The sequence below is a fragment of the Streptomyces sp. NPDC096205 genome (assembly GCF_044763135.1).
Lineage (GTDB): Bacteria > Actinomycetota > Actinomycetes > Streptomycetales > Streptomycetaceae > Streptomyces.
Window position 1 is genome coordinate 624,727 of the sequence record NZ_JBIWFS010000001.1, and the last position, 24,331, is coordinate 649,057.

Genomic DNA, 24,331 nt, shown 5'->3' on the forward strand with positions numbered 1-24,331 from the left:
CTGATCCCGTGCTGTCGGTGTCACCTGCCACAATTGCCGCGCAACCCGAAGTAGAAGGCGGTACGGGATCGTGACGACACCCGGGTCCCTCGGAGCAGGGTCCATCGAGAGCAGGATCGCCGAGGAGCTCGGCGTAAGGGAGCGGCAGGTCAAGGCCGCCGTCGAGCTGCTCGACGGCGGTTCGACGGTGCCTTTCATCGCCCGCTACCGCAAGGAAGCCACCGAGATGCTCGACGATGCGCAGCTGCGCACGCTCGAGGAGCGGCTGCGCTATCTGCGGGAGCTGGAGGAGCGCCGGGCGGCGATCCTGGAGTCGGTGCGCGAGCAGGGCAAGCTCACCGAGGGGCTTCAGGCGCAGATCCGGGGCGCGGAGACGAAGGCGCGCCTGGAGGACATCTATCTGCCGTACAAGCCCAAGCGGCGCACCAAGGCGCAGATCGCCCGCGAGGCGGGGCTGGAGCCGCTGGCCGAGGGGCTGCTGAACGACCCGGGCGTGGAACCGCTCGCGGCCGCGGCGGCGTTCGTCGACGCCGACAAGGGCGTCGCCGACCCGCAGGCCGCGCTGGACGGCGCCCGGGCGATCCTCACCGAGCGGTTCTCGGAGGACGCCGACCTGATCGGCGAGCTGCGCGAGCGCATGTGGGTGCGCGGGCGCCTCGCGGCGAAGGTGCGCGAGGGCAAGGAGGAGGCGGGCGCGAAGTTCGCCGACTACTTCGACTTCGCCGAGCCGTTCACCGAGCTGCCCTCGCACCGCATCCTGGCGATGCTGCGCGGCGAGAAGGAGGAGGTCCTCGACCTCGTCCTGGAGCCGGAGGAGCCCACGGAGGGTCCTTCGTCTTACGAGGGGCTGGTGGCGAACAGGTTCGGCATCGCCGACCGCGGCCGCCCCGGCGACAAGTGGCTGACCGACACCGTCCGTTGGGCCTGGCGCACCCGCATCCTCGTCCACCTCGGCATCGACCTGCGGCTGCGGCTGCGTACGGCCGCCGAGGACGAGGCGGTGCGGGTGTTCGCCGCCAACCTGCGCGATCTGCTGCTCGCCGCCCCGGCGGGCACGCGCGCGACGCTCGGCCTGGACCCCGGCTTCCGTACGGGTGTGAAGGTCGCCGTCGTCGACGCGACCGGCAAGGTCGTCGCCACGGACGTCATCCACCCGCACGTCCCGGCCAACCGGTGGGACGAGGCGATCGCCAAGCTGGCGCGGCTGGCGCAGGAGCACGCGGTCGAGCTGGTCGCGATCGGCAACGGCACCGCGTCCCGCGAGACCGACAAGCTCGCCGGTGAACTCATCGCCAAGCACCCGGAGTTGAAGCTCACCAAGGTGATGGTGTCCGAGGCGGGCGCGTCCGTGTACTCGGCGTCCGCGTTCGCCTCGCAGGAGCTGCCGGACATGGACGTGTCGCTGCGCGGCGCGGTGTCGATCGCGCGGCGGCTGCAGGACCCGCTGGCCGAGCTGGTGAAGATCGATCCGAAGTCGATCGGTGTCGGCCAGTACCAGCACGACCTGTCCGAGGTGAAGCTGTCGCGCTCGCTGGACGCGGTGGTCGAGGACTGTGTGAACGGCGTCGGCGTGGACGTCAACACCGCCTCCGCGCCGCTGCTCGCGCGGGTGTCCGGCATCTCCTCCGGCCTCGCCGAGAACATCGTGGCGCACCGCGACGCCAACGGGCCCTTCACCTCCCGCTCCGCGCTGAAGAAGGTGGCGCGGCTCGGCCCGAAGGCGTACGAGCAGTGCGCGGGCTTCCTGCGCATCCGCGGCGGCGACGACCCGCTGGACTCCTCCAGCGTGCACCCCGAGGCGTACCCGGTGGTGCGGCGGATGGTGAAGACCGCGGGTCAGGAGGTGGCCTCGCTGATCGGCAACACCGCGGTGCTGCGCTCGCTCAGGCCGACCGACTTCGTCGACGAGACCTTCGGTCTGCCGACCGTCACCGACATCCTCAGGGAGCTGGAGAAGCCGGGGCGCGACCCGCGGCCCGCCTTCAAGACGGCCACCTTCAAGGAGGGCGTGGAGAAGATCTCCGACCTGGCCTCCGGGATGGTCCTGGAGGGCGTCGTCACCAACGTGGCCGCGTTCGGGGCGTTCGTCGACGTCGGTGTCCACCAGGACGGGCTCGTGCATGTCTCGGCCATGTCGAAGACCTTCGTGAAGGACCCGCGGGACGTCGTCAAGCCGGGTGACATCGTCAAGGTGAAGGTCCTCGAGGTGGACATCCCGCGCAAGCGGATCTCGCTGACGCTGCGCCTGGACGACGAGGCGCAGGCCTCCGGCGGTGAGCGGCGCCAGCAGCGGGGCGGCGGGCGTCCTCCGCAGCAGCGGCAGGGGCGCGGGAGCGGGGGCGGCAACGGCGGTGGCCGTGGCGGCGGCAATGGCGGTGGCGGTGGCTCCCGTCAGGCTCCGGCACCGGCGAACAGCGCGATGGCCGACGCCCTGCGCAAGGCGGGTCTGCTGAACCCGAAGAAGGGCCGCTGACGCCTGTCGGAGCGCCAGGCGGTGGATGAATGACCTGTGACGCCGGCCCGGGGTCAACTCCGGGCCGGCGTGGCGTGTCTCTGGGGCTGGTCCGGCGGCCGGGGCCGGGCGGTGCGGCTCCGTTGTGGCGGGTCCGGCGGTCGGGGCCGGGCGGTGCGGCTCCGTTGTGGCGGGTCCAGTGGCCGGGGCCGGGCGGTGCGGCTTCGTTGGGCCGAGTGCAGCAGTCGCGGAGGGCGTCGTGGGCGGGGCGGGGCGAGGCTGGATTCCCCGTCGTCGCCGTACTGGAGTGATCGATGCCCCCTCGTCCTGCCCCGACTGCTGCCGCGTCCCTGATCGCGCTCTGTCTCGCTCTGCTGTCCCCCGGCCCGGCGACGGCGGCCGGGCATCCCGAACCGCCGCGCGACGACGCCGGGTTGCAGCGGCGGCTGGAGGAGCTGGTGCGGACTCCCGGAGGGCCGCCCGGGGTGATCGCGGTGCTCCAGGACGAGAAGCACAGCCGGGTCGTCCGGGCCGGGGTCGCGGATGTGGAGACGGGCCGGACGCCCCGCCCGCACGACCACATGCGCATCGCCAGTACGGCGAAGGCGTTCAGCGGCGCCGTCGCCCTGTCCCTCGTCCAGTCGGGCGACCTGCACCTCGGCGACACCCTCGGCAAGCTGCTCCCGAGGCTGCCGGAGGCATGGCACGCGGTGACGCTGCGGCAACTGCTCAACCACACCAGCGGGCTGCCCGACTACTCACGCAGCCCCGAGTTCATCGCGATCCTGCGGGCCGACCCGCACCACCGCTTCGACTCGCGCCGGCTGCTGGACTTCGCCGGGCAGACCCTGCTGTTCCCGCCGGGCAGCCGCTACCAGTACTCCAACTCCGACAACATCGCCGTCGCCCTGATGGCCGAGGCCGTCACCGGAACACCGTACGAGCGGCTGCTGGAGGAGCTGGTGTACCGCCCGCTGGCCCTGCGGCAGACCAGCCTGCCGCAGGGGTACGAGATGCCGGAGCCGTATCTGCACGGCTATGCGGTGAGCCCGACCGAGCCCCCGGAGGACGTCAGCGAGCTCATCGGCATGTCCGGCGTGTGGGCCTCCGGCGGGATCGTGTCCACGCCCACCGACATGACCCGCTTCGTACGGGGCTATGTGGGCGGCAGGCTGTACGGGCCCGACGTCGTACGCAAGCAGCGGCGCTGGATCCCGGGCGGCGCGTCCGAGCCCGCCGGGCCGGGGCGCAACGACGCCGGGCTGGCGCTGTTCCGGTACACGACCCGCTGCGGGGTCGTGCTGGGGCACACCGGCAACACGGCGGGCTACACCCAGCTGATCGCTGCCACGCCCGACGGACGCCGTTCCCTGACCTTCTCCGTCACCAGCCAGATCAACCAGGCGCAGACGCCCGAGCTGCTGCAGCGGTTGCGCGCGGTCCAGGAGGACTTCGTGTGTGCGCTGCTGAAGGGCAAGGCCTGAGTTCGCGGGGCCTAGCGTTCGGTGACCTTGCCGTCGGCGACCTCCAGGCGGCGGGTGACGTGCACGGCGTCGAGCATGCGGCGGTCGTGGGTGACCAGCAGGAGGGTGCCCTCGTAGGCGTCGAGGGCCGACTCCAGTTGCTCGATGGCCGGGAGGTCGAGGTGGTTCGTCGGCTCGTCGAGGACGAGGAGGTTGACGCCCTTGCCCTGGAGCAGGGCGAGGGCGGCCCGGGTGCGTTCGCCGGGTGACAGGGTGGCGGCCGGGCGCAGGACGTGGTCCGACTTCAGGCCGAACTTGGCCAGCAGGGTGCGGACCTCGACGGGCTCGGTGTCGGGGACCGCGGCGCAGAACGCGTCCAGCAGGGCCTCGGTGCCGTGGAACAGCTTGCGGGCCTGGTCGACCTCGCCGACGAGGACGCCCGAGCCGAGGGCGGCGTGCCCGGCGTCGAGGGGGACGCGGCCGAGCAGCGCGCCGAGCAGGGTGGACTTGCCCGCGCCGTTCGCGCCGGTCACCGCGACCCGGTCGGCCCAGTCGATCTGGAGGGAGACCGGGCCGAAGGTGAAGTCGCCGCGGCGGACCTCCGCGTCCCGCAGGGTCGCGACGACCGCGCCCGAGCGGGGGGCCGACGCGATCTCCATACGCAGCTCCCACTCCTTGCGGGGCTCCTCGACCGTCTCCAGGCGTTCGATCATGCGCTGGGTCTGGCGGGCCTTCGCGGCCTGCTTCTCGCTGGCCTCGCTGCGGAACTTGCGGCCGATCTTGTCGTTGTCGTTGCTCGCCTTGCGCCGGGCGTTCTTGACGCCCTTGTCCATCCAGGAGCGCTGCATCTGCGCCCGGTCCTGGAGCGTGGCCCTTTTGTCGGCGTACTCCTCGTAGTCCTCGCGGGCGTGCCGGCGGGCGGTGTCCCGCTCGTCCAGGTAGGCCTCGTAGCCACCGCCGTAGAGGGTGATCTGCTGCTGGGCGAGGTCAAGTTCGAGGACCTTGGTGACCGTGCGGGTGAGGAACTCGCGGTCGTGGCTGACGACGACGGTGCCGGCGCGCAGGCCGCCGACGAAGCGCTCCAGGCGTTCCAGGCCGTCCAGGTCGAGGTCGTTGGTGGGCTCGTCGAGCAGGAAGACGTCGTAGCGGGACAGCAGGAGCGAGGCGAGGCCGGCCCGTGCCGCCTGGCCGCCGGACAGGGAGGTCATCGGCTGGTCCAGGTCGACGGCGAGGCCCAGGGAGTCGGCGACCTCCTCGGCGCGTTCGTCCAGGTCGGCGCCGCCGAGGCCCAGCCAGCGGTCCAGGCTCGCCGCGTAGGCGTCGTCGGCACCGGGCGTGCCGTCGACGAGGCCCTGGGTGGCCTCGTCCATGACCCGCTGCGCCTCCGCCACGCCCGTGCGGCGGGCCAGGAACGCCCGGACCGTCTCCCCGGCCCGGCGCTCCGGCTCCTGCGGGAGGTGGCCGACGGTGGCGGTGGGCGGGGAGAGCCGGATCTCCCCCTGCTCGGGTACGGCGAGTCCGGCGAGCAGCCGCAGCAGGGTGGACTTCCCGGCGCCGTTCGCCCCGACCAGACCGATCACGTCGCCGGGGGCGACGACCAGGTCCAGTCCGCTGAACAGCGAGCGGTCGCCGTGTCCGGCGGCGAGATTCTTCGCGACGAGAGTGGCAGTCATCAGGACGCCGATCCTAGTCGGCACGCGGGGTGCCGCCGACGGGCAGATCCTGGTCGACGCGCCCGCCTCGCCGACGGGCCGGCCCTGGTGGGCGCTCCGGCCCCCCGTCGGTGGGCCGCTGCCGGTCGGTGCTCCGCCCCCGTCAGGGAACCGGCCCCGGTCGACACCCCGGTCCGCATCGGCGACCGCGACTCCGTCGGCGGACCGCTCCAGGTCGACACCCCCGCCCTCACCGGCGGACCGCTCCTGCGCGGCACCCCGGCCCACCCACGTACCGACATCCGCAGCCCCCCCATCCCAGGTGACGCCCGCCCGGCAAGGGGACGTCCAGGCGCAGGCCTGGGAAACCCGCGGCGCGACCGGTGGCCTGTTTCGACCGCATGGCATTCCTGTGACAGCAGGGGTCATGGACACGCCTGGGGGCGCCGGGACTGAATAGGGTCGAACGGACTTCGGGCCCCTACGACTTGGAGCTTTCGTGCACCGCAGAATCATCGCGCCGGGCGCACTGGCGGCGGCCACCGTACTGCTGGCGATCCCGGCATCGGCCGCGGGCTTCTCCCCCGGCGCACCGGGCATCGGCGACCCCTACTACCCGGCCTACGGCAACGGCGGATACGACGTCTCCCACTACGACCTGCGGCTGAAGTACCAGCCGGCGACGGACGAGCTGGAGGGGACCGCGACCCTGCTGGCGCGCACCACGCAGGACCTGTCACGGTTCGATCTGGACTTTCTGCTGGACGTCAGCGAGGTGCGGGTCAACGGCAGCAAGGCGTCCTTCAAAACCTCGGGCGAGCACGAGCTGGAGATCACGCCGCGGACGCCGCTGCCCAAGGGCACGGACGTCACCGTGGTGGTCCGCTACCACGGCGTGCCCTCGCAGAAGCAGGCGTACGGCTTCACCAGCTGGCACCGCACTGCGGACGGCGGTGTCGGGGCGAACGAGCCCGAGGCGGCCTGGTGGTGGTTCCCGAGCAACGACCACCCGCTGGACAAGGCCACCTACGACGTGTCGGTGCTGGTGCCGGACGGCACCCAGGCCATCTCCAACGGCCGTCTGCAGTCGACGAGTTCGCGGCTCGGCTGGACCCGCTGGAACTGGCGCTCCAACAAGCCGCAGGCCACCTATCTGGCCACGCTCGCGGTCGGGAAGTTCGACATCACCACCGGGACCACCGACAGCGGCATCCCCGTCGTCAACGCCTACAGCAAGGACCTCGGCGACAACTACGGGGCCGCGCGGGCGAGCGTGGAGCGCTCGGGCGAGATCGCCGACTGGCTGACCGAGTACTTCGGTCCGTACCCCTACAACGCGCTCGGCGGGTATGTGCCGAACACCAACACCGGCTACGCGCTGGAGACGCAGACCCGGCCCTTCTACAGCCCGCGGCAGTTCGCGAACGGCACGAACACCTCCGTGGTGGTGCACGAGCTGGCCCACCAGTGGTACGGCGACCTGGTGTCGGTCGCCGGCTGGAAGGACATCTGGATCAACGAGGGCTTCGCGCGGTACGCGCAGTGGCTGTGGTCCGAGCACGAGGGTGAGGGCACGGCGCAGGAGATCGCCGACTACGTGTACGCCTCGCGCGGCGCGGACGACCCGTTCTGGACGGTGAAGCCGGGCGACCCGGGGCCGGAGAACCAGTTCGACATCGCCGTCTACGACCGGGGCGCGCTGGCTCTGCAGGCGCTGCGCAACGAGATCGGCGACGAGGCGTTCTTCGCGGTCCTCAAGGGCTGGCCGCAGCGGTACGCCTACGGCAACGCGACCGTCGCGGACTTCGTGGCGTACGCCGAGCAGGTGTCCGGGCAGCAGCTCGACGCACTGTTCGACACCTGGCTGTTCCAGCCGGAGAAGCCCGCCGCCCCCGCGGCCCGCACCGCGTCCATCGCGCCGGCACTTCCGTCGGCCGGTGTGCCCGTGCAGCCGAAGTCGTGGAAGAAGATCGCCGCGACGAACGACGTGCACGAGCACCAGCACCAGCACCAGCACTGAGCGGGCCCTAGCCCAGAGGCAGTGACTCCAGCTCGCCGACGCGGGCGAGGAGTTCCGCCTCCGGGATGGCGGCCGCCCGGGTCGCCGGCACCGTACAGGCGTACGCCCCCGCGACCGCGCCGTACAGCGCGCAGCGGTGCGGGGGTTCGCCGGTGAGGCGGCCGTAGAGGAAGGCGGCGGCGTACGCGTCGCCCGCGCCGTTGGAGTCCACCACCGGTGCGGGCGGCGGCACCGCGGGGACGTGGGTCAGTTCGCCGCCGGTCAGCAGATAGGAGCCGTCCGCGCCGTCCGTGGCGACGACCACCTCGGCGCGGCCGCGCTCGGCGATGCCGCGCATGACGGCCTCGGGGTCGGTGAGGGCGGTGGCGGAGAGGAAGACGACGTCCGCGGTGTGCGCGAAGGGCTCGTGGTACGGGTTCTCGCCGTCCCAGTTGTGCAGATCGGTGGAGATCGTGGCGCCGGACTCGCGCAGCAGCGGCAGGGTGTGCGCGCACGGCTGGGTGATGGACACGTGCGCATGGCGGCTGGCCTCGGCCAGGGGGCGCAGCACGTCCTCGGGAATCCGGTCGTCTGCGTGGCCGCGGCTGCTGTCGTACAGGGACAGACGGCGGCCGTCGGGTCCGACGAGGTTCACCGCGCGTTTGGTGCCGGCGGGCTGCGGTACGGCGGTCAGCGCGATGCCCTTGTCCCGGTGCAGGGCGCGCACGAGGTCGCCCTCGGGGTCGTCGCCGAGCATGTCGAGGTGGTGGGTGCGCAGGCCGAGGCTGTTCAGCCCCAGGGCGACGAAGTCTCCGGTCTGCCCGGCGCGGGCCCTGATGCCGTCCTCGATCATGTAGCTGTCGGCGTACGGGAGCGGCAGCTGCGGCACGTGGATGATCGTGTCGACGCCCGCCCCGCCGAGTACGAGGACGTCGATGCTGCGGTTCATGTCCGGCCCCTCCTGGTGATCCGCGACCCCGTCGGCAGCGTAACGGCTCGCTCGTGGGGTCAGCGTGTCTCCGCCGCGGCCGTGCGGGGCGCCGGCGCGAGGGGTTCGCCGAGGACACGGGTCGCCAGTTCCTCCGCCAACGCCGAGGCGAACGGGCGCAGTTCGGCCTTCGCCGTGGCGCGGTCGGCCTCGATGCGGGCCGCAAACTCGGCGAGCAGGGCGTCGCGTTCGCGTATGCCCTCGGCGCGGGCGTCGGCGATGAGGGCCGCGCCCTCCTCCCGGGCCTGCTGGCGGATCCGGGCGGCGTCGTGCCGGGCCTCGGCGATCACGGCGAGGGCCGTGTCGCGGACGGCCTCGGCCACCTCGTACGCCTCCCGGGCCTGGCGGTCGACGCCGTCCGTGGCCTGCTCGCGGATGTCGAGCACGTCGTTCATCCGGCGCAGCAGCCGGGCCAGGACGGTGTAGCAGCCGGCGAACAGCACCAGGGCGACCGCCATCTCCAGCACCTGGGGATTCAGCGGACCGATCTCCAGGGGAATCAGTTCCATGCGTCACCCGCTTCCCGGTCAGCCTTCATGGTCGTACACCGTGACCGCGATCCCCCGCCGCACCAGCCGCTCCTCGATCAGCGGCTCGACGCGCGACCACTTGCCTCCGGCGAGACCGCACCCTATCCGCGGCATGTGCACGGAGGCGCCCAGCTCGCTCACCGGCCCGGCCAGCCGGTCCAGCGCGGCGTCGATGGCCTCGTACCGCACGGGCACGCCTTTGCTGCCGGTCCGTATGCCGCGCTGCCCGATCATGTTGGCCACCCAGACATGGGGCCCGACCTGGACGAGCTGGACCGCGCCGAGCCCGAAGTCGTTCCTCGCGCGCTCGCGGTGCCAGGCGCGGTACGCGGCCTCCGGCTGCGGCCAGCGGCGCGACAGCGCGAGGACGAATCCCTTGCCCCAGCCCCCGATGTCGTTGCAGACATGGGCGATGACCTTCGCGCCCTTCACCGACGGAACGGTGGCGTCACCTCGGACGTAAACGATCTCCGACATGACGCCACCGTAGGCGATGCCACTGACAGTGGCCGCTGAGCTGCTACTTGGTGAGCTCCGTCAGCTCCTGGGCCTCCGTCTTCGCGGCGCGGCGGCGGATGGCGTACCAGCCGGCGACCAGCATGGCGGCGATGACGGGGATGGCGAAGAGGGTCTTGCGGCCGACCTCGGGGTCGTTCCACATCATGCCGAGGCAGACGAGGAGGAAGGCGACGGTCGCGATCTCGGTGACCGGGCTGCCGGGGAGGCGGAAGTGGGGCCGGGTGACCTCGCCGGCCTTGGCGCGGCGGACGAAGATCAGGTGGCAGATCATGATGATCACCCAGGTGCTGATGATGCCGAGGGAGGCGAGGTTCAGCACGATCTCGAAGGCCTGGCTCGGCATGAGGAAGTTCAGGCCGACGCCGAGGACGCACACCGCGCAGGTGAGCAGGATGCCGCCGTAGGGGACCTGGCTGCGGTTCATGCGGGCGGTGAACTTCGGGGCGGAGCCCGCCATCGCCATCGAGCGCAGGATGCGGCCGGTGGAGTAGAGGCCGGAGTTCAGGGACGACATGGCGGCCGTGAGGACCACCAGGTTCATCACGTCACCCGCGCCCTCCACGCCGATCTTCGACAGGACCGTCACGAACGGGCTCTGGTCGGCCGAGTAGACCGAGCCGGGCAGCAGCAGGGCCAGCAGGACGACCGAGCCGACGTAGAACACGCCCACGCGCCACATGATCGAGTTCACCGCGCGCGGGACGACCTTCTCAGGCTCGGCGGTCTCGCCGGCGGCGACGCCGACCAGCTCCAGGGCGGCGTACGCGAAGATCACGCCCTGCATGACGAGGACGACCGGCATGAGGCCGTGCGGGAAGACGCCGCCGTTGTCGGTGATCACGTGCAGGCCGGGCGTCTGGCCACCGACCTCGTGCTGCGTGGCCAGCAGGAAGATGCCGACGAGCATGAAGGCGACGAGGGTGGCGACCTTGACGATCGCGAACCAGAACTCCATCTCGCCGAAGATCTTCACCGAGATGAGGTTGATCGCGAGGACCACCGCCAGCGCGATCAGGGCCAGCACCCACTGCGGGATGCTGGTGAACGCGCTCCAGTAGTGGGTGTACAGCGCGATCGCGGTGATGTCGGCGATACCGGTCGTCGACCAGTTCAGGAAGTACATCCAGCCGGCGACGTACGCGCCCTTCTCGCCGAGGAACTCGCGCGCGTACGACACGAAGGAGCCGGACGACGGCCGGTACAGGACCAGCTCGCCCAGCGCCCGGACCACGAAGAAGGCGAAGACGCCGCACACGAGGTAGGCGAGCGCGAGCGCCGGGCCCGCGTTGTGCAGCCGGCCGCCGGCGCCGAGGAAGAGCCCGGTGCCGATGGCGCCACCGATCGCGATCATGTTGACGTGGCGGTGCTTGAGACCCTTGCTGTAACCGGCGTCGCCCGCGTCGGCGGGCGCCTGAGACGTCGCCTGGGGGTGGGCGGCGACCTGTGCCGTGTCCACGGCGTCCTTGCTCACGGGTGTTTCCACTCTCTGGTGCGCCCAGGCGGGTTACGCCGAGCGGCCTTGCATGACATGGTCCTCACCGTGGATTCACGGCACAGACCAAGGCAGCACCTTCCCACAGCCTTCGCATCGCATGCGGTGAGCCACGTCACAGAGCGTTACTTCTCACAGGCGGAGACGGGAATGACAGCCATGGGTGTCACACCACCGGTGTCACAGCGATACTGCTGAACATGACGACGGACACGGACACGGGCACCGGGGAGCCGAGCCTCACGGTCGACGAGCTGGCCGCCCGTGCGGGCGTCACGGTCCGCACCGTGCGCTTCTACGGCACCAAGGGCCTGCTGCCGCCCCCGGTGATCGGCGCGCGCCGCGTCGGGCACTACGGCCCGGAGCACCTGGCCCGGCTGGCGCTCATCGAGGAGCTTCAGCGGCAGGGCATGACGCTGGCGGCGATCGAGCGCCATCTGCGCGCGCTGCCTCCCGGGCTGAGCGCGCACGACCTCGCGATCCACCGGGCCGTCGTGGCGTCCTGGGCGCCGGAGGCGGTGGAGTCGGTGGCGCGCGAGGAGCTGGCGCGGCTGGCCGGGCGGCCGCTCGCCGACGAGGACGTGGAGCGGCTGGCGGCGATGGATGTGATCGCCCGCGAGGACGACGGCCGCTTCCGGGTGGACACCGGGCTGCTGCGGCTCGGGGTCGAGCTGCTCGACGTACCGCTGTCGCAGGAGACGCTGCTCGCCGCCCGCACGGCTCTGATCGAGCACTCGCGGGCGGCGGCGGCCGACCTGTCGCGGCTGCTGCGGGAGGCGGTGGCCGAACGCGCCCCGCAGGAGGTGAAGTCGCTCTCCGCGCACATGCATCCGCTGGTCGTCGAGGCACTGCTGACGACGTTTCAGCGCTCGCTGCGGGAAGAGCTGCGCGCGTGGCTCACGGACCCCTGCGCGTGAACCCTGCTGTCAGCAGCGCGGGATGGGCCTGCTGTACGAGGTGGAGCTGGGCGTGGCCACGTACCGGTCGCTGACGTAGTGGCCGTTGTCGAGCCGGTTCCACACCGCGGTCGTGCCGACCGTGGTGCCGGGGCGCTGGCAAGTGATCCAGGCCAGTCCCCCGTTGGGGAGTGTGCCGACGGCCGCGTATCCGTTGCCGGGGCCGCTGCGCTCGGTCAGTCCGCCGGCGGCGGTCGCCTGGTAGGGGTAGGTGCAGCGGGGCAGCGGGGCAGCGGGGCGCTGTAGCCGGTGCTGGACGGGGTGCTGACGTAGTGGTCGGTGACGTACCGGCCGTTGCTGAGCTTGTTCCACACCGAGGTGGTGCCGACCTTGGTGCCGGGGGTCTGGCAGACGACCCTGAGGGTGGCGCCGGGGGCGTAGGTCGCGGCGACGGGGTAGCCGGTGCCGGGGCCGGTGCGGGCGTTGAGCGGGGTCGCGCTGGTCACCTTGTAGGAGTACGCCACCGTGGCGACGGGCGCGTCGAGCCGGTCGTTGTCGATGTTGAGCTTCACCCCGCCGTACGTCTCGTCGTGGCTGCCCCGGTACTGCTTGACGCGCTGGTGCCGGGCCCACTTGGAGTCGGCGATGTTCGCCCAGCCCTTGAGGGAGTCGAGCCCGTCGTAGCGGGCTATCCACAGGGCGTCGGGGCGGGCGTAGGTGGTGGAGGTGTAGGCGTCGGAGAGCTGCTTGGCGCCGAGGTTGAGGTTCATGTAGACGCCGGAGACCCAGCCGACGCGGTGCAACTCCTTGGTCCAGGCGGAGAGGTAGGTCAGGACGGCGTTGCGGCAGCCGGTGTCGGTCTGGTCGTAGTGCTCGATGTCGTTGTAGAGCGCGCTGCCGGGCAGCATGCCGAGGGCCTTGGCGGCGCTGATCGCCTGGGTGGCGGCGGCGGTGCCCTGGGAGCGCGCGGTCGACAGGGTTCTGCTGATCTTGGCGTCGGAGGGGCGGGCGCCGCAGGGCGGCTGGAGGCCCTTGTGGATGGGCAGCAGGCGCCACCTCAGCTGGGACACCGACGCCACCCAGGACGCGGTCAACTCAGGCTGTGTGCAGGTGCGGTTGACGCCGGAGACATAGACGCCGACGGCGCGGTACGGCGAGGCGTTCCAGGCGCGGATCGAGCTGAGCGGCGGGGCCGTGCAGGTGTCGAAGGCGAGTCCGGAGTGGCGGGTCGCGGTCGCGCCCGCCGGGTAGGTGACGGGAGTTGTCGGTTCGGCGGAGGCGGTGGGGGCGGCCGCCAGCACGGCGGCCGGGCCCAGGACGCAGGAGGCGGAGACGGCGAGAAGTCTTCGCATGGCAGGGCGCTGGTGCGACATGACGGCCCCCCTGGGCGCGCAATGGAGTGTGGCCCAAGAGTCGAGCCTCGCCCGGTTCGCGGCAAGAGGTCGTACCGTCCTGTTCCAGCCCTATTACGTAGTTGATGCACCACGGCCCCGGCGGGAGTGCCGGGGCCGTGGTGGATCAACGGGCGTGTCAGCGTGCGTCGGTGAAGGTCTCTCCGTTCTGGGCCTTCTCGATCAGCAGAGCGGGCGGGTCGAACCGGTCGCCGTAGCGCTCGGCGAGTTCACGCGCGCGTGCCACGAAGCCGGGCAGGCCTCCTTCGTAGCCGTTGATGTACTGGAGCACACCGCCCGTCCAGCCCGGGAAGCCGATGCCGAAGATCGAGCCGATGTTGGCGTCGGCGACCGAGGTCAGCACGCCCTCCTCGATCAGCCGGACGGTGTCCAGGGCCTCGGAGAACAGCATGCGTTCCTGCATGTCCTCGAAGGGGATCTGTGCGCCCTCACGCGTGAAGTGCTCGCGCAGGCCCGGCCACAGGCCCGCCCGCTTGCCGGTCTCGTCGTAGTCGTAGAAGCCGGCTCCGCCGCTGCGGCCGGTGCGGCCGAACTCGTCGACCATGCGGTCGATGACCGCCTCGGCCGGGTGCTCCTGCCAGGTGCCGCCCGCCTCCTCGACGGCGCGCCGCGTCTCGTTGCGGATCTTGCGCGGGAGGGTGAGCGTCAACTCGTCCATCAGGGAGAGGACCTTGGCCGGGTAGCCGGCCTGCGCGGCCGCCTGCTCCACGGAGGCGGGCTCGATGCCCTCGCCGACCATGGCGACACCTTCGTTGATGAAGTGGCCGATGACACGGGAGGTGAAGAAGCCGCGCGAGTCGTTGACGACGATCGGCGTCTTGTTGATCTGCCGGACCAGGTCGAAGGCGCGGGCGAGGGCCTCGTCGCCGGTCCGCTCGCCCTTGATGATCTCGACCAGCGGCATCTTGTCGACCGGCGAGAAGAAGTGCAGCCCGATGAAGTCGGCCTGGCGCTCCACGCCTTCGGCGAGGGCGGTGATGGGCAGGGTTGAAGTGTTGGAGCACAGCAGGGCGTCCGGGGCGACGACGTGCTGGATCTCCTGGAACACCTTGTGCTTGAGGGAGGTGTCCTCGAAGACGGCCTCGATGACGGCGTCGCAGCCCGCGAGGTCGGCGGCCTCGGCGGTGGGCGTGATGCGGGCGAGCAGGGCGTCCGCCTTCTCCTGGGTGGTGCGGCCCCGGGAGACGGCCTTGGCGCACAGGTTCTCGGAGTAGCCCTTGCCTTTGACGGCGGCTTCGAGGGAGACGTCCTTCAGGACGACGTCGATGCCCGCGCGGGCGCACGAGTAGGCGATGCCCGCGCCCATCATGCCGGCGCCGAGGACGGCGACCTTGCGGACCTGGCGCGGCTCGATGCCCTGGGGGCGGTTGGCGCCGGAGTTGACGGCCTGGAGGTCGAAGAAGAACGCCTGGATCATGTTCTTCGAGGTCTGCCCGGCGGCCAGCTCCACGAAGTAGCGGGCCTCGATCACCTGGGCGGTCTCGAAGTCGACCTGGGCGCCCTCGACGGCGGCGGCGAGGATGTTGCGCGGAGCCGGGTAGGGGGCGCCGCCGGTCTGCTTGCGCAGGTTGGCCGGGAAGGCAGGCAGGTTGGCGGCGAACTTCGGGTGGGCCGGGGTGCCGCCGGGGATGCGGTAGCCGGGGACGTCCCAGGGCTGCTGCGACTTAGGGTGGGCCTCGATGAACGCGCGTGCCTTGGCGAGGAGCTCCTCCTGGGTCTCGGCGACCTCGTGGACCAGGCCGTTCTCCTGGGCGCGGCGGGCGTTGTACTGCTGCCCCTGCAGGAGCACCTTCAGCAGCGCGTCCGTGATGCCCAGCAGCCGTACGGTACGGGCGACACCGCCGCCTCCGGGCAGCAGGCCGAGCGTGACCTCGGGGCAGCCGATCTTGGTGCCGGGGGTGTCCAGGGCGATGCGGTGGTGGCAGGCGAGGGCGAGCTCGTAACCGCCGCCCAGCGCGGCGCCGTTGATCGCGGCGACGACCGGCTTGCCGAGGGTCTCGATGCGGCGCAGATGCCGCTTGATCTCCAGGCCGCCCTCGAACAGCTCCTGCGCGGTCTCGGGGGTGACCCGGATGAGGTCGCGCAGGTCGCCGCCCGCGAAGAACGTCTTCTTGGCGGAGGTGAGGATGATGCCGCGGATGGTGTCCTTCTCGGCCTCCAGGCGGTCGGTGACCATGGCGAGGGAGGCGCGGAAGGCGGCGTTCATCGTGTTCGCGGACTGGTCCGGGTCGTCGAGGACGAGGGTGACGACGCCGCTGCGGTCCTGCTCCCAGCGGATGGTGGTGGGCTGAGTGCTCATGGGGAGGTTGCTCCGTGGTGATCCGTCGGGAAGGGGGGTCAGACGCGCTCGACGATCGTGGCGATGCCCATGCCGCCGCCGACGCACAGGGTGGCGAGGCCGTACCGCTTGTCCTGGCGCTCGAGTTCGTCGATCAGCGAGCCGAGGATCATCGCGCCGGTGGCGCCCAGCGGGTGACCGAGGGCGATGGCGCCGCCGTTGACGTTGACCTTGTCCAGCGTCAGGCCCATGTCCTTCACGAAGCGCAGGACGACCGCGGCGAACGCCTCGTTGATCTCGACCAGGTCGATGTCGTCGATGGTCAGGCCCGCCTTGGCCAGCGCCTTGCGGGTCGCGGGCGCCGGGCCGGTGAGCATGATGGTGGGCTCGGAGCCGGAGACGGCCGCGGAGACGATCCGCGCGCGCGGGGTGAGGCCGTAGCGCTCGCCGACCTCGCGCGAGCCGATGGCGACGAGGGAGGCGCCGTCGACGATGCCGGAGGAGTTGCCCGCGTGGTGGACGTGGTCGATCTTCTCCACCCAGTGGTACTTCTGCAGCGCGACCGCGTCGAAGCCGCCCAGCTCCCCGATGTCCGCGAAGGACGGCTTGAGCTTGGCGAGGGAGTCGGCGGTGGTGCCCGGGCGCATGTGCTCGTCGTGGTCGAGGACGAGCAGGCCGCTGCGGTCCTTCACCGGTACGACGGAGCGCTCGAAGCGGCCGTCCTTCCAGGCGGTGGCGGCGCGCTCCTGCGACAGGGCCGCGTACTCGTCGACGTCCCGGCGGGTGAAGCCCTCGATGGTGGCGATGAGGTCGGCGCCGATGCCCTGCGGCACGAAGTTGGTGGCGAGGTTGGTCATCGGGTCGTTGAACCAGGCGCCGCCGTCGGAGGCCATCGGCACGCGCGACATGGACTCCACGCCGCCCGCGAGGACCAGGTCCTCCCAGCCCGAACGGACCTTGGCCGCGGCGAGGTTGACCGCCTCCAGGCCCGAGGCACAGAAGCGGTTCTCCTGCACGCCCGCGACCGTGTCCGGCAGTCCGGCCGCGATCGCCGCGATCCGGGCGATGTCGGAGCCCTGGTCGCCGACCGGACCGACCACGCCGAGCACGACGTCGTCGATCGCGGCCGGGTCGAGGCCGGGGAAGCGGGCACGGATCTCATGGATGAGCCCGACGACCAGGTCGACCGGCTTGGTCCCGTGCAGGGAGCCGTTCGCCTTGCCGCGCCCGCGCGGGGTGCGGATCGCGTCGTACACATACGCTTCGGTGCTCACGGAAGAGGCCTTTCGACGAGGGTTTCGGGGGTGTCGAGGAGTCGCGGTACGTCCCAGTCGCGGGCCACGTCGTCGGTGTCGGCGCCGGGCAGGGCGGGGCCGCCGCGGACGGCGGTGGGGGTGGCGGAGAAGCGGGGCGCGGGGGCCGGCTGGGTGAGGCCGCCGTGGTCGGTGAAGGTGCCGCGGGCGGCCAGATGCGGGTGGTGCGGGGCCTCGCGCAGCGACAGCACCGGCGCCACGCACGCGTCGGAGCCCTCGAAGACGGCCGTCCACTCGTCCCTCGTGCGGGTGCCGAAGCGGGCCGCGATCGCCTCGCGCAGTTCGCCCCAGCGGGTGAAGTCGGCGCGGGCCGGGGCGAGTTCGGGGATGCCGAGCAGGTGCAGGAACTCGTCGTAGAACTGCCCCTCCAGGGCGCCGACGGCCATGTACCGGCCGTCGGAGGTCTCGTACGTGCCGTAGTACGGGCAGCCGCCGTCCAGCAGGTTGGCGCCGCGCCGGTCCTGCCAGCCGCCGGCGGCGAGCATGCCGTGGATCATCGAGGCGAGGTGGGCGGTGCCGTCGACGATGGCCGCGTCGACGACCTGGCCGGTGCCGGTGGCGCGGGCGTGGTGCAGGGCGGCGAGGACACCGACGACCAGGTAGAGGGAGCCGCCCGCGTAGTCGCCGACGAGGTTGGCGGGGACGGCCGGGGGTCCGTCGGGGGCGCCGATCATGCCGAGGGTGCCGGTGACGGCGATGTAGCCGATGTCGTGGCCGGCGCGCTGGGCGAGGGGGCCCTCCTGGCCCCAGCCGGTCATCCGGCCGTAGACGAGGGCGGGGTTGCGGGCGTGGCAGTCCGCGGGGCCGACCCCGAGGCGTTCGGCGACACCGGGGCGGTAGCCCTCGATCAGCACGTCGGCGCGCGCGGCGAGGTCGAGCACCCGCGCGGGCCCGTCGGCGGACTTCAGGTCGACGACCACCGAGCGCTTGTTGCGGTTGGTGATGTCGTACGCCGGGTCGATGCCGAGCCCCGGGCCGCCGGGGCGGTCCACGCGCACCACGTCCGCGCCGAGGTCGGCCAGCAGCATCGCGGCGAACGGCCCCGGGCCGATGCCGGCCAGCTCCACCACGCGCACGCCTGTCAGCGGGCCCTGCCCTGACGTCCTCGCCGTCGCCATCCCGGCCCCCAGCCGCTTGTGACACTTCTGATGTAACACCAGTGATGCTAAGAACGCGTTCCACTTCCGGCAAGAGCGGAAGAGCAAGCGCTTAGACAATCTACGGCGACGGGGGCGGGCCCGACAGCGACCGGGGCGCCGTTCAGCGGGCGTCGAGCTCGGCCGTCAGCCGCTTGGGCGCCACCGCGCGGTAGCTGTCCTCCACCCAGTCGCACAGCAGGTCCGCGCTCGGGGAGCCGGTCCCCTCCAGCGGGACGCTGACCCAGCCCGCTCTGCCGAGGCCGTACCCGGCGGGTTCGGCGCCCGGCGCGCTGAGGGCGTGCGCGTGCGCGGTCTCGTCCTTGAGCTTCACGGTGACGCCCAGAGGGTGGCCGCCGTCGGTGACACCGAGGAAGACGAACACCTTCTTGTTCACCTTGACGACGGTCTCGCCCCACGGGAAGTCCTCCGCCGCGTCGGGCAGCCCGAGGGCGAACTGGCGCACTTTCTCCCACTTCTTCAGGGCACTTCGGGCCACCGCCACCGCACACCTCCGGGCTCGTCGTCGGGCTCCGCACTCCTCACGCTAGCCTCAGCCACCGACAACGGCGCGGGCCGCGGGATCGAGGGGTGTCATGAGCAGGCTGAACGGGACGGACCGTCCTTACGACATCGTGCTCTTCGGAGCCACCGGCTTCGTCGGCAGACTCACCGCCGAGTATCTGGCGGCCCACGCCCCCGAGGGGCTGCGCTGGGCGATCGCCGGCCGGGACGAGGCGAAGCTGGAGCGGCTGCGCGAGAGCCTGCCCGGGGTGGGGGTGCTGCGCGCCGACGTGGCCGACCCTGACTCCGTGCGCGATCTCGCGCGGCACGCGCGCGTGGTGGCCTCGACCGTGGGCCCGTACGTGCGCTACGGCGAGGAACTGGTCGCCGCCTGCGCCGACGCGGGCACGGACTATCTGGACCTCACCGGTGAGCCGGAGTTCGTCGACCTGATGTACGTCCGGCACGACGCCCGCGCGCGGGAGACGGGCGCCCGCCTGGTGCACGCCTGCGGCTTCGACTCCGTACCGCACGACCTGGGCGCGTACTTCACCGTCCGGCAGCTGCCGGAGGGCGTGCCGCTCACCGTGGACGGCTACGTCACCGCCGACGCGACCTTCTCGGGCGGCACCTTCGCCTCCGCGCTGGGGCAGTTCGCGCGCGGACGGCAGATGATCGCGGCCGCCCGGGACCGGCGGCGGCACGAGCCGCGCCTGATGGGCCGCCGGGCGACGACGCCCACCGGTGCGCCCCGCTACGCCGCCGAGGTCGGCGCGTGGGCCCTGCCCCTGCCGACCATCGACCCGCAGATCGTGGGCCGTTCGGCCAAGGCGCTGGAGCGCTACGGCCCCGACTTCCGCTACCGCCACTACGCCGCCGTACGGCATCTGCCGGTCGCGCTGGGCGGGGTCGCGGCGGTCGGCGCGCTGTTCGCGGCCGCGCAGGTCCCGGCCGCGCGCCGCTGGCTGTCCGACCGGCTGCAGCCCGGCGAGGGGCCGAGCGCCGAGAAGCGGGCCAGGAGCTGGTTCTCCGTACGGTTCGTCGGCGAGGGCGGCGGGCGGCGCGTGTACACCGAGGTCGCCGGCGGCGACCCCGGCTACGGCGAGACGGCGAAGATGTTCGCCGAGGCGGCGCTCTCCCTGGCCCTCGACGATCTGCCCCCGACGGCCGGACAGGTCACGACCGCGGTGGCGATGGGCGACGCACTCATCGACCGGCTGACCCGCGCGGGCATCACCTTCCGGGTGGCGGCACGCCGCTGAACCACGCCTAGAGGGGCCACTGCGCGAGCGTGTAGATCATCCCGGCGATCCAGGCGAGGGCCGCGAGCGCGGCGAGGACCAGTGCGGCCGTCACGACCCGCTCGACGGGCTGGGTCGGAGTGGCCACGGGCTTGGAGGCACGGTGCGTAGGCATGCGGCCAGCCTTCCGGGCGAGGGAGGTGGCCGGATATCCGTACGCGTACTCAGGCCGGGGGTGGGATACCTACGTAGGTGTCACTCCCTCGCCGGAAGGTCCCCGCGCCGGAAGGTCCCCGCGCCGGTGGATCACCCCGCTGGAGGGTCACCTCGCTGGAGGATCACCCCCCACTCGCCCCCCGCAGCGCCTGTCGGCACAGCGCGTCCGCGTGGCGGGTCGTCTCCGGGAGGCGGTAGCGCGGGGTGAGGTGCAGGACGTGGGCGCAGGCGTTGTCGAGGGAGACGCGGTGGCCCACGGAGACGTACACCGGCTTGACCCCGTCGCGGGTGCGCAGCGCACGGCCGACCTCCTCACCGCCGGCCAGGAGGGCCGCGGTGGAGCCGCGCGAGGCGGCGAGGTCGTCATGCGTGAAGGTGAACGGGTTCTTCGCGACGCCGATCGTCGGCAGCCCGGTCAGCACGCCCAGGTGGCTGGCCAGGCCGAAGCGGCGGGGGTGGGCGAGGCCGTAGCCGTCGCAGACGACGAGGCCGGGCGGGCACGGCAGGGCGTCGAGGGCGGCGCGGACGGTGGGGATCTCACGGAAAGCCAGCAGGCCGGGGACGTAGGGGAAGGAGACACGGCCCACGGCCGTCGCCTCGGCCACCACGTCCAGGCTCGCCGCGTCCAGGACGACCGCGGCCGCCGCGACAAGGTCGTGCTCGTCGTCGTAGGCCACGTCGACCCCGGTGACATGGCCCGTGCCGGGCGGTGGGCCCGGCTCGTCCAGGACCACTCGACCGCGCAGTTCGTCCTGCACCGCGCGGGCCTCTTCCTCGGTCGCGGGCCAGCCCGCGGGGATGCGTACGGTCGTCGTCATGATGGACACGAGCGTACGGTCCCCCGGGATAGGCTCGCGATCATGTTTGTCCTCGAACTGACCTACACCGCCCCGCTGGAGGCCGTGGACGCGGTGCTGCCGGCGCACATGGTCTGGCTCGACGAGCAGTACGCGCAGGGGCGGTTCCTGGCGTCGGGGCGCAAGGACCCTCGTGACGGCGGGGTGATCATCGCCGTCGCCGAGGACCGCGCGGCGATCGAACGGGTCGTCGCGAGCGACCCGTTCGTGATCGCCGGGGTGAGCGACTACCGCGTCACGGAGTTCGTCGCCACGAAGACGGCGCCTGGTCTGGAGCGGTACCGCGAGGCGCCCCGCTGAGGTTCACTTGCCCAGCGCGCGCTGCAGCTGCGCCTTGTTCATGTCCGAACGGCCGTGGATGTTGCGGCGCTTGGCCTCCTCGTACAGCTGGTCGTAGGTGGGTCCCTGGGAACCCTTGCCGGAGCGCTGGCCGCCCCGCTTGCCCGACGACATGTCCTGGGTCGAGGTGCGGCTCGCGGTCTTCGACTCGCCGGAGCGGGCGCGTTCCTTGTTCACGGTGCGCGCGGCGATCTCCTTGGCGCGGGACGTGCTCTCTCCCCGTTCCTCCGCGCTCTCCTTGATGTGCTCGTACTGGCGTTCCCGCTTGGGGCTGGAACCGCGTGGCATGTGCACTCACTCCTTTCACGTGCCGTCACCGGGTACCCGCGTTTCGCGGTGACGGCACGCGGCGGGAGCGGTCAGTCCTCCAGACGGGCCACGCGGCCCTTCTCGCCGGACGCCCAGCAGGCGTGGTCGGGGGTGCAGTCGACCGTGTCGTACGAACCGGTGTCGACGGTCCGCCAGGTGCGCCCTGCGTCGGTGGTCAGGTCGGTGCCGGTGGGGCCGACGGCGAGGGCGGCGGTGCGGCTGTGCGGGAGCCAGGCGACGCCGGAACGGTAGGCGGCCGGGGGCCGCGCGGCCGGCTGCCAGGTGCGCCCGCCGTCGCGGGTGCGGGCCGCGGCCTGCGGGGAGGCCTGGTCGGGGCGGTAGTCGCCGCCGACCGCCAGTCCGTGCGTACGGTCACGGAAGGCCAGGCCGAAGACACCGCGGGCGGGGTCGCCGGCCGGGATCGGCGCGTCGGTGGCGGTCCAGGTCAGGCCGCGGTCCGCGGAGTGCAGCACGCGCGCGTGCGCGCCGCCGCCGGTGGCCAGCCAGACGTCCTTGGGCCCGGAGGCGACCAGGCACTGGCCGCTCGCCGCGAACCCGGCCTCGCCCTCCAGCGCCGCGGGCATGCCGTCGTCCGGCAGTACCTGCCAGGTGCGGCCGCCGTCGCCGGTGGACAGGATGCGGAACCTGCCCTCGACCGGGTCGCTCATGGCGAGGCCGTGGCGGTGGTCGAAGAAGGTGAGGCAGTCGTAGAAGGCCCGCGCGTCGGTGTTGCGGAAGGACTCCGTCCAGGTCGCCCCGCCGTCCTCGGTGCGGTACACCCGGGAGGACTCGCCTTCACCGATGGCCAGCACCACCGCCCGCCGGGCGTCGAAGGCCTCGATGTCCCGGAACTGCAGCTCGGCCGCGCCGGGCGGCGAGACGTTCCGCCAGCTCGCGCCGCCGTCGGTGGTGCGCAGGACCGTTCCGGCGCTGCCGGACACCCAGGCGACCTGCCGGCTGACGGCGGCCAGGCCCCGGAAGCGGACCTCGGGGGTGCCGGTGTCCTTCAGCGCCCAGTGCGGCGTCCGCTCATGCTGCCTCGCCTGCGCCGGTACGGCGGCCAGCGCGGCCAGTGCCGCCCCGCAGGCCAGCGCCGCCACCACCGCCTTCGCTGTGCGCCTCGGCCGTCCCGTCCCTCGCGTGCTCCCCATACGCCTCATGGCGCGCGAAGCTAGCCGACCGCCCGGGCCCCGTCCAGAGGGCCGTGGCCCGTCCGGCATGCCGGGCAGAACGCAGGACTGAGTCGCCGCAGTGATGGAACACGGTGACAGAGGTCACTGGAGATACCTGTGCACGCCGCGGCCGGTTCCTACGTCTCTTCCTGTGACCGGCCTCATCCACCCGGAAGCCCGTCCCCGCCGTCGCAAGGGAGCAAGGCCTTGTCCACCGTGATAGATCAGCCCGTCGAGGCCCGTCTCGTGGCCGCCGCGCCGCGGATGCAGCACATTCCCGCGACGCTGCACTACGACCGCCGCGACCCGTTCGCCGTCCATATGACGTTCCCGGCCCAGGCCACCCTGGAGGGGGTGGAGGTGTGCTGGACCTTCGCCCGCGAGCTGCTGGCGGCGGGCCTGGAGAACGCCGAGGGGCACGGCGACGTCCGGGTCCGGCCGTACGGCTACGACCGCACCGAACTGGAGTTCCGCGCCCCGGAGGGCACCGCGGTGGTGCATCTGCACTCGGCCGAGGTGCGGCGCTTCCTGGACGCGACCGAGGAACTGGTGCCGGCCGGCCATGAGCACCTCGTGGTCGACCTGGACCGCGACCTGGCGGAGCTGATGCGCGACGCCTGCTGACCGGTGGCCGGCCCGGGCGGTCAACGCTCGTCGGTGAACAGGGCGTTGAGCTCCCCGTAGTCGGCCCCGTCGGTCAGGGCCTCGTACGTCCCGTCGGCCAGCAGCTCCCGCGCGGCCCGGCGGGTCAGCGCGTGCACGGTGAGGGCGAGGCCCGCGCCGACGCTGACGCGCGCGACACCGAGCGCGGCGAGTTCGGCGACCGACGGCGCGCCGGGCCCTGCCATGACGTTCAGCGGCGCGTCGATGCCGTCGGCGAGCAGCTTGACGGTCCCCGGGTCGACGGCCCCGGGGACGAAGATGCCGTCGGCGCCCGCGGCCACGAACGCGGCGGCTCGCTCCAGGGTGAGGTCCACTCCCCCGGCACCGCGCAGGAAGGTGTCGATCCGGGCGTTGACGAACAGCGGCACGCCCTCGGCGTCGGCGGCTTCCCTCGCAGCCGCAATACGCTCGGCCTGCTCGGCGACCGGCCGCAGCGGGCCCGCCCCGGGCTCGTACAGGGCGTCCTCGATGTTGACGCCGACCGCGCCGGCGGCGATCACCGCGCGGACGGTGTCGCCGACTCCGGCCGCGTCGGCCGCGTAGCCGCTCTCGATGTCCGCGGTCACCGGCACCCGCGCGGCCGCCGCGATCCCGGCGACGGCCCCGAGCGCGCGGTCCCGCTCCAGCCGGTCGCCGTCGGCGGTGCCGAGGGCCCAGGCGAGGCCGGCGCTGGTGGTGGCCACGGCGGCGGCGCCCGCGTCCTCCACCAGGCGGGCACTGGCCAGGTCCCAGGCGTTGGGCAGGACCAGGGGGCGGCCGGGGACGTGCAGGGCGCGGAAGGCGAGTGCGAAGTCGTGGAGCGGGTGCGGGTTCGTCGTCATGCGGTTCACTCAACCAGCCCTGGGCGTAAGGGGTCTGGCAGGAATCCGACATCGCCGTGCGGGCGGTCGCCGCCGGTAA

Annotated in this window: 22 protein-coding genes; 7 read left to right on the forward strand and 15 right to left on the reverse strand. The window is 72.4% G+C overall.

The features are described 5' to 3' along the window. Nucleotides 1–70: 70 nt before the first annotated feature. Together ACIQ6Y_RS02860 and ACIQ6Y_RS02865 are read left to right on the forward strand one after the other, a co-directional pair. Entirely contained in the window at nucleotides 71–2,473 is a 2,403-nt protein-coding gene (locus ACIQ6Y_RS02860) for a Tex family protein (protein ID WP_404031926.1), read from the forward strand. 293 nt (nucleotides 2,474–2,766) lie between these two features. After that, complete coding sequence (locus ACIQ6Y_RS02865) at nucleotides 2,767–3,936, forward strand: serine hydrolase domain-containing protein (RefSeq protein WP_404031929.1); 1,170 nt, start codon at nucleotides 2,767–2,769, stop codon at nucleotides 3,934–3,936. Nucleotides 3,937–3,947: 11 nt separating this feature from the next. Here the strand turns inward: ACIQ6Y_RS02865 and ACIQ6Y_RS02870 are convergent, their stop codons facing one another. After that, nucleotides 3,948–5,588, reverse strand: a complete 1,641-nt coding sequence (locus ACIQ6Y_RS02870; protein WP_404031932.1) for an ABC-F family ATP-binding cassette domain-containing protein — start codon at nucleotides 5,586–5,588, stop codon at nucleotides 3,948–3,950. 478 nt (nucleotides 5,589–6,066) lie between these two features. Between ACIQ6Y_RS02870 and ACIQ6Y_RS02875 the strand changes: the two genes are divergently transcribed. Next, the gene (locus ACIQ6Y_RS02875; RefSeq protein WP_404031935.1) at nucleotides 6,067–7,587 is read left to right on the forward strand and encodes a M1 family metallopeptidase; all 1,521 of its coding nucleotides are present in this window, start codon (nucleotides 6,067–6,069) and stop codon (nucleotides 7,585–7,587) included. Nucleotides 7,588–7,594: 7 nt separating this feature from the next. Here ACIQ6Y_RS02875 and ACIQ6Y_RS02880 read toward each other — a convergent pair whose 3' ends face one another. The 4 genes from ACIQ6Y_RS02880 to ACIQ6Y_RS02895 are packed head-to-tail and all read right to left on the reverse strand — an operon-like array spanning nucleotide 7,595 to nucleotide 11,074. Further along, nucleotides 7,595–8,515 (reverse strand): adenosine kinase, encoded by a 921-nt coding sequence (locus ACIQ6Y_RS02880; RefSeq protein ID WP_404031937.1) that lies wholly within the window; start codon nucleotides 8,513–8,515, stop codon nucleotides 7,595–7,597. Between the two features lie 59 nt (nucleotides 8,516–8,574). After that, complete coding sequence (locus ACIQ6Y_RS02885; RefSeq protein WP_404031940.1) at nucleotides 8,575–9,063, reverse strand: hypothetical protein; 489 nt, start codon at nucleotides 9,061–9,063, stop codon at nucleotides 8,575–8,577. Nucleotides 9,064–9,081: 18 nt separating this feature from the next. Beyond that, nucleotides 9,082–9,561 (reverse strand): macro domain-containing protein, encoded by a 480-nt coding sequence (locus ACIQ6Y_RS02890; protein WP_404031942.1) that lies wholly within the window; start codon nucleotides 9,559–9,561, stop codon nucleotides 9,082–9,084. A gap of 43 nt (nucleotides 9,562–9,604) precedes the next feature. Beyond that, a complete protein-coding gene (locus tag ACIQ6Y_RS02895; protein ID WP_404031945.1) occupies nucleotides 9,605–11,074 on the reverse strand; it encodes an amino acid permease in 1,470 nt (489 codons plus the stop codon). A gap of 221 nt (nucleotides 11,075–11,295) precedes the next feature. On the opposite strand from ACIQ6Y_RS02895, the gene ACIQ6Y_RS02900 reads away from it, so the two are divergent. Further along, nucleotides 11,296–12,012: a MerR family transcriptional regulator gene (locus ACIQ6Y_RS02900; protein WP_404031947.1), complete on the forward strand. Its 717-nt coding sequence runs from the start codon at nucleotides 11,296–11,298 to the stop codon at nucleotides 12,010–12,012. A gap of 215 nt (nucleotides 12,013–12,227) precedes the next feature. On the opposite strand, the gene ACIQ6Y_RS02905 is transcribed toward ACIQ6Y_RS02900, so the two are convergent. The 5 genes from ACIQ6Y_RS02905 to ACIQ6Y_RS02925 form a co-directional block, all read right to left on the reverse strand. Further along, on the reverse strand, nucleotides 12,228–13,343 hold the full coding sequence (locus tag ACIQ6Y_RS02905) for a glycoside hydrolase domain-containing protein (protein ID WP_404031950.1): 1,116 nt from the start codon (nucleotides 13,341–13,343) through the stop codon (nucleotides 12,228–12,230). Between the two features lie 178 nt (nucleotides 13,344–13,521). Further along, nucleotides 13,522–15,702, reverse strand: coding sequence for a 3-hydroxyacyl-CoA dehydrogenase NAD-binding domain-containing protein (locus ACIQ6Y_RS02910; RefSeq protein ID WP_404031953.1), 2,181 nt, complete (start codon nucleotides 15,700–15,702; stop codon nucleotides 13,522–13,524). A gap of 38 nt (nucleotides 15,703–15,740) precedes the next feature. Beyond that, complete coding sequence (locus ACIQ6Y_RS02915) at nucleotides 15,741–16,955, reverse strand: acetyl-CoA C-acetyltransferase (RefSeq protein ID WP_404031956.1); 1,215 nt, start codon at nucleotides 16,953–16,955, stop codon at nucleotides 15,741–15,743. Beyond that, nucleotides 16,952–18,112, reverse strand: coding sequence for a CaiB/BaiF CoA transferase family protein (locus tag ACIQ6Y_RS02920; RefSeq protein WP_404031959.1), 1,161 nt, complete (start codon nucleotides 18,110–18,112; stop codon nucleotides 16,952–16,954). The genes ACIQ6Y_RS02915 and ACIQ6Y_RS02920 overlap by 4 nt, the downstream gene beginning before the upstream one ends. Before the next feature lie 142 nt (nucleotides 18,113–18,254). After that, nucleotides 18,255–18,635, reverse strand: coding sequence for an MmcQ/YjbR family DNA-binding protein (locus ACIQ6Y_RS02925; RefSeq protein WP_404031962.1), 381 nt, complete (start codon nucleotides 18,633–18,635; stop codon nucleotides 18,255–18,257). A gap of 91 nt (nucleotides 18,636–18,726) precedes the next feature. Between ACIQ6Y_RS02925 and ACIQ6Y_RS02930 the strand changes: the two genes are divergently transcribed. Then, entirely contained in the window at nucleotides 18,727–19,896 is a 1,170-nt protein-coding gene (locus ACIQ6Y_RS02930) for a saccharopine dehydrogenase family protein (protein ID WP_404031964.1), read from the forward strand. A 7-nt stretch (nucleotides 19,897–19,903) separates the two neighbouring features. Here ACIQ6Y_RS02930 and mmpA read toward each other — a convergent pair whose 3' ends face one another. Both mmpA and ACIQ6Y_RS02940 read right to left on the reverse strand, forming a co-directional pair. Next, the gene (gene mmpA, locus ACIQ6Y_RS02935; protein ID WP_404031967.1) at nucleotides 19,904–20,050 is read right to left on the reverse strand and encodes a morphogenic membrane protein MmpA; all 147 of its coding nucleotides are present in this window, start codon (nucleotides 20,048–20,050) and stop codon (nucleotides 19,904–19,906) included. A 163-nt stretch (nucleotides 20,051–20,213) separates the two neighbouring features. Continuing rightward, on the reverse strand, nucleotides 20,214–20,909 hold the full coding sequence (locus tag ACIQ6Y_RS02940) for an endonuclease V (RefSeq protein WP_404031970.1): 696 nt from the start codon (nucleotides 20,907–20,909) through the stop codon (nucleotides 20,214–20,216). Nucleotides 20,910–20,951: 42 nt separating this feature from the next. On the opposite strand from ACIQ6Y_RS02940, the gene ACIQ6Y_RS02945 reads away from it, so the two are divergent. Further along, nucleotides 20,952–21,248: a YciI family protein gene (locus ACIQ6Y_RS02945; RefSeq protein ID WP_404031972.1), complete on the forward strand. Its 297-nt coding sequence runs from the start codon at nucleotides 20,952–20,954 to the stop codon at nucleotides 21,246–21,248. A gap of 3 nt (nucleotides 21,249–21,251) precedes the next feature. On the opposite strand, the gene ACIQ6Y_RS02950 is transcribed toward ACIQ6Y_RS02945, so the two are convergent. Continuing rightward, nucleotides 21,252–21,575: a plasmid stabilization protein gene (locus ACIQ6Y_RS02950; RefSeq protein WP_404031974.1), complete on the reverse strand. Its 324-nt coding sequence runs from the start codon at nucleotides 21,573–21,575 to the stop codon at nucleotides 21,252–21,254. Between the two features lie 71 nt (nucleotides 21,576–21,646). Beyond that, nucleotides 21,647–22,747 carry a WD40/YVTN/BNR-like repeat-containing protein gene (locus ACIQ6Y_RS02955; RefSeq protein ID WP_404031976.1) on the reverse strand — a complete coding sequence of 367 codons (1,101 nt, stop codon included), beginning with the start codon at nucleotides 22,745–22,747 and terminating at the stop codon, nucleotides 21,647–21,649. Nucleotides 22,748–22,975: 228 nt separating this feature from the next. On the opposite strand from ACIQ6Y_RS02955, the gene ACIQ6Y_RS02960 reads away from it, so the two are divergent. Continuing rightward, nucleotides 22,976–23,392: an SsgA family sporulation/cell division regulator gene (locus ACIQ6Y_RS02960; protein ID WP_404031979.1), complete on the forward strand. Its 417-nt coding sequence runs from the start codon at nucleotides 22,976–22,978 to the stop codon at nucleotides 23,390–23,392. 20 nt (nucleotides 23,393–23,412) lie between these two features. On the opposite strand, the gene ACIQ6Y_RS02965 is transcribed toward ACIQ6Y_RS02960, so the two are convergent. Next, complete coding sequence (locus tag ACIQ6Y_RS02965) at nucleotides 23,413–24,252, reverse strand: isocitrate lyase/phosphoenolpyruvate mutase family protein (protein ID WP_404031982.1); 840 nt, start codon at nucleotides 24,250–24,252, stop codon at nucleotides 23,413–23,415. Nucleotides 24,253–24,331: the final 79 nt, after the last annotated feature.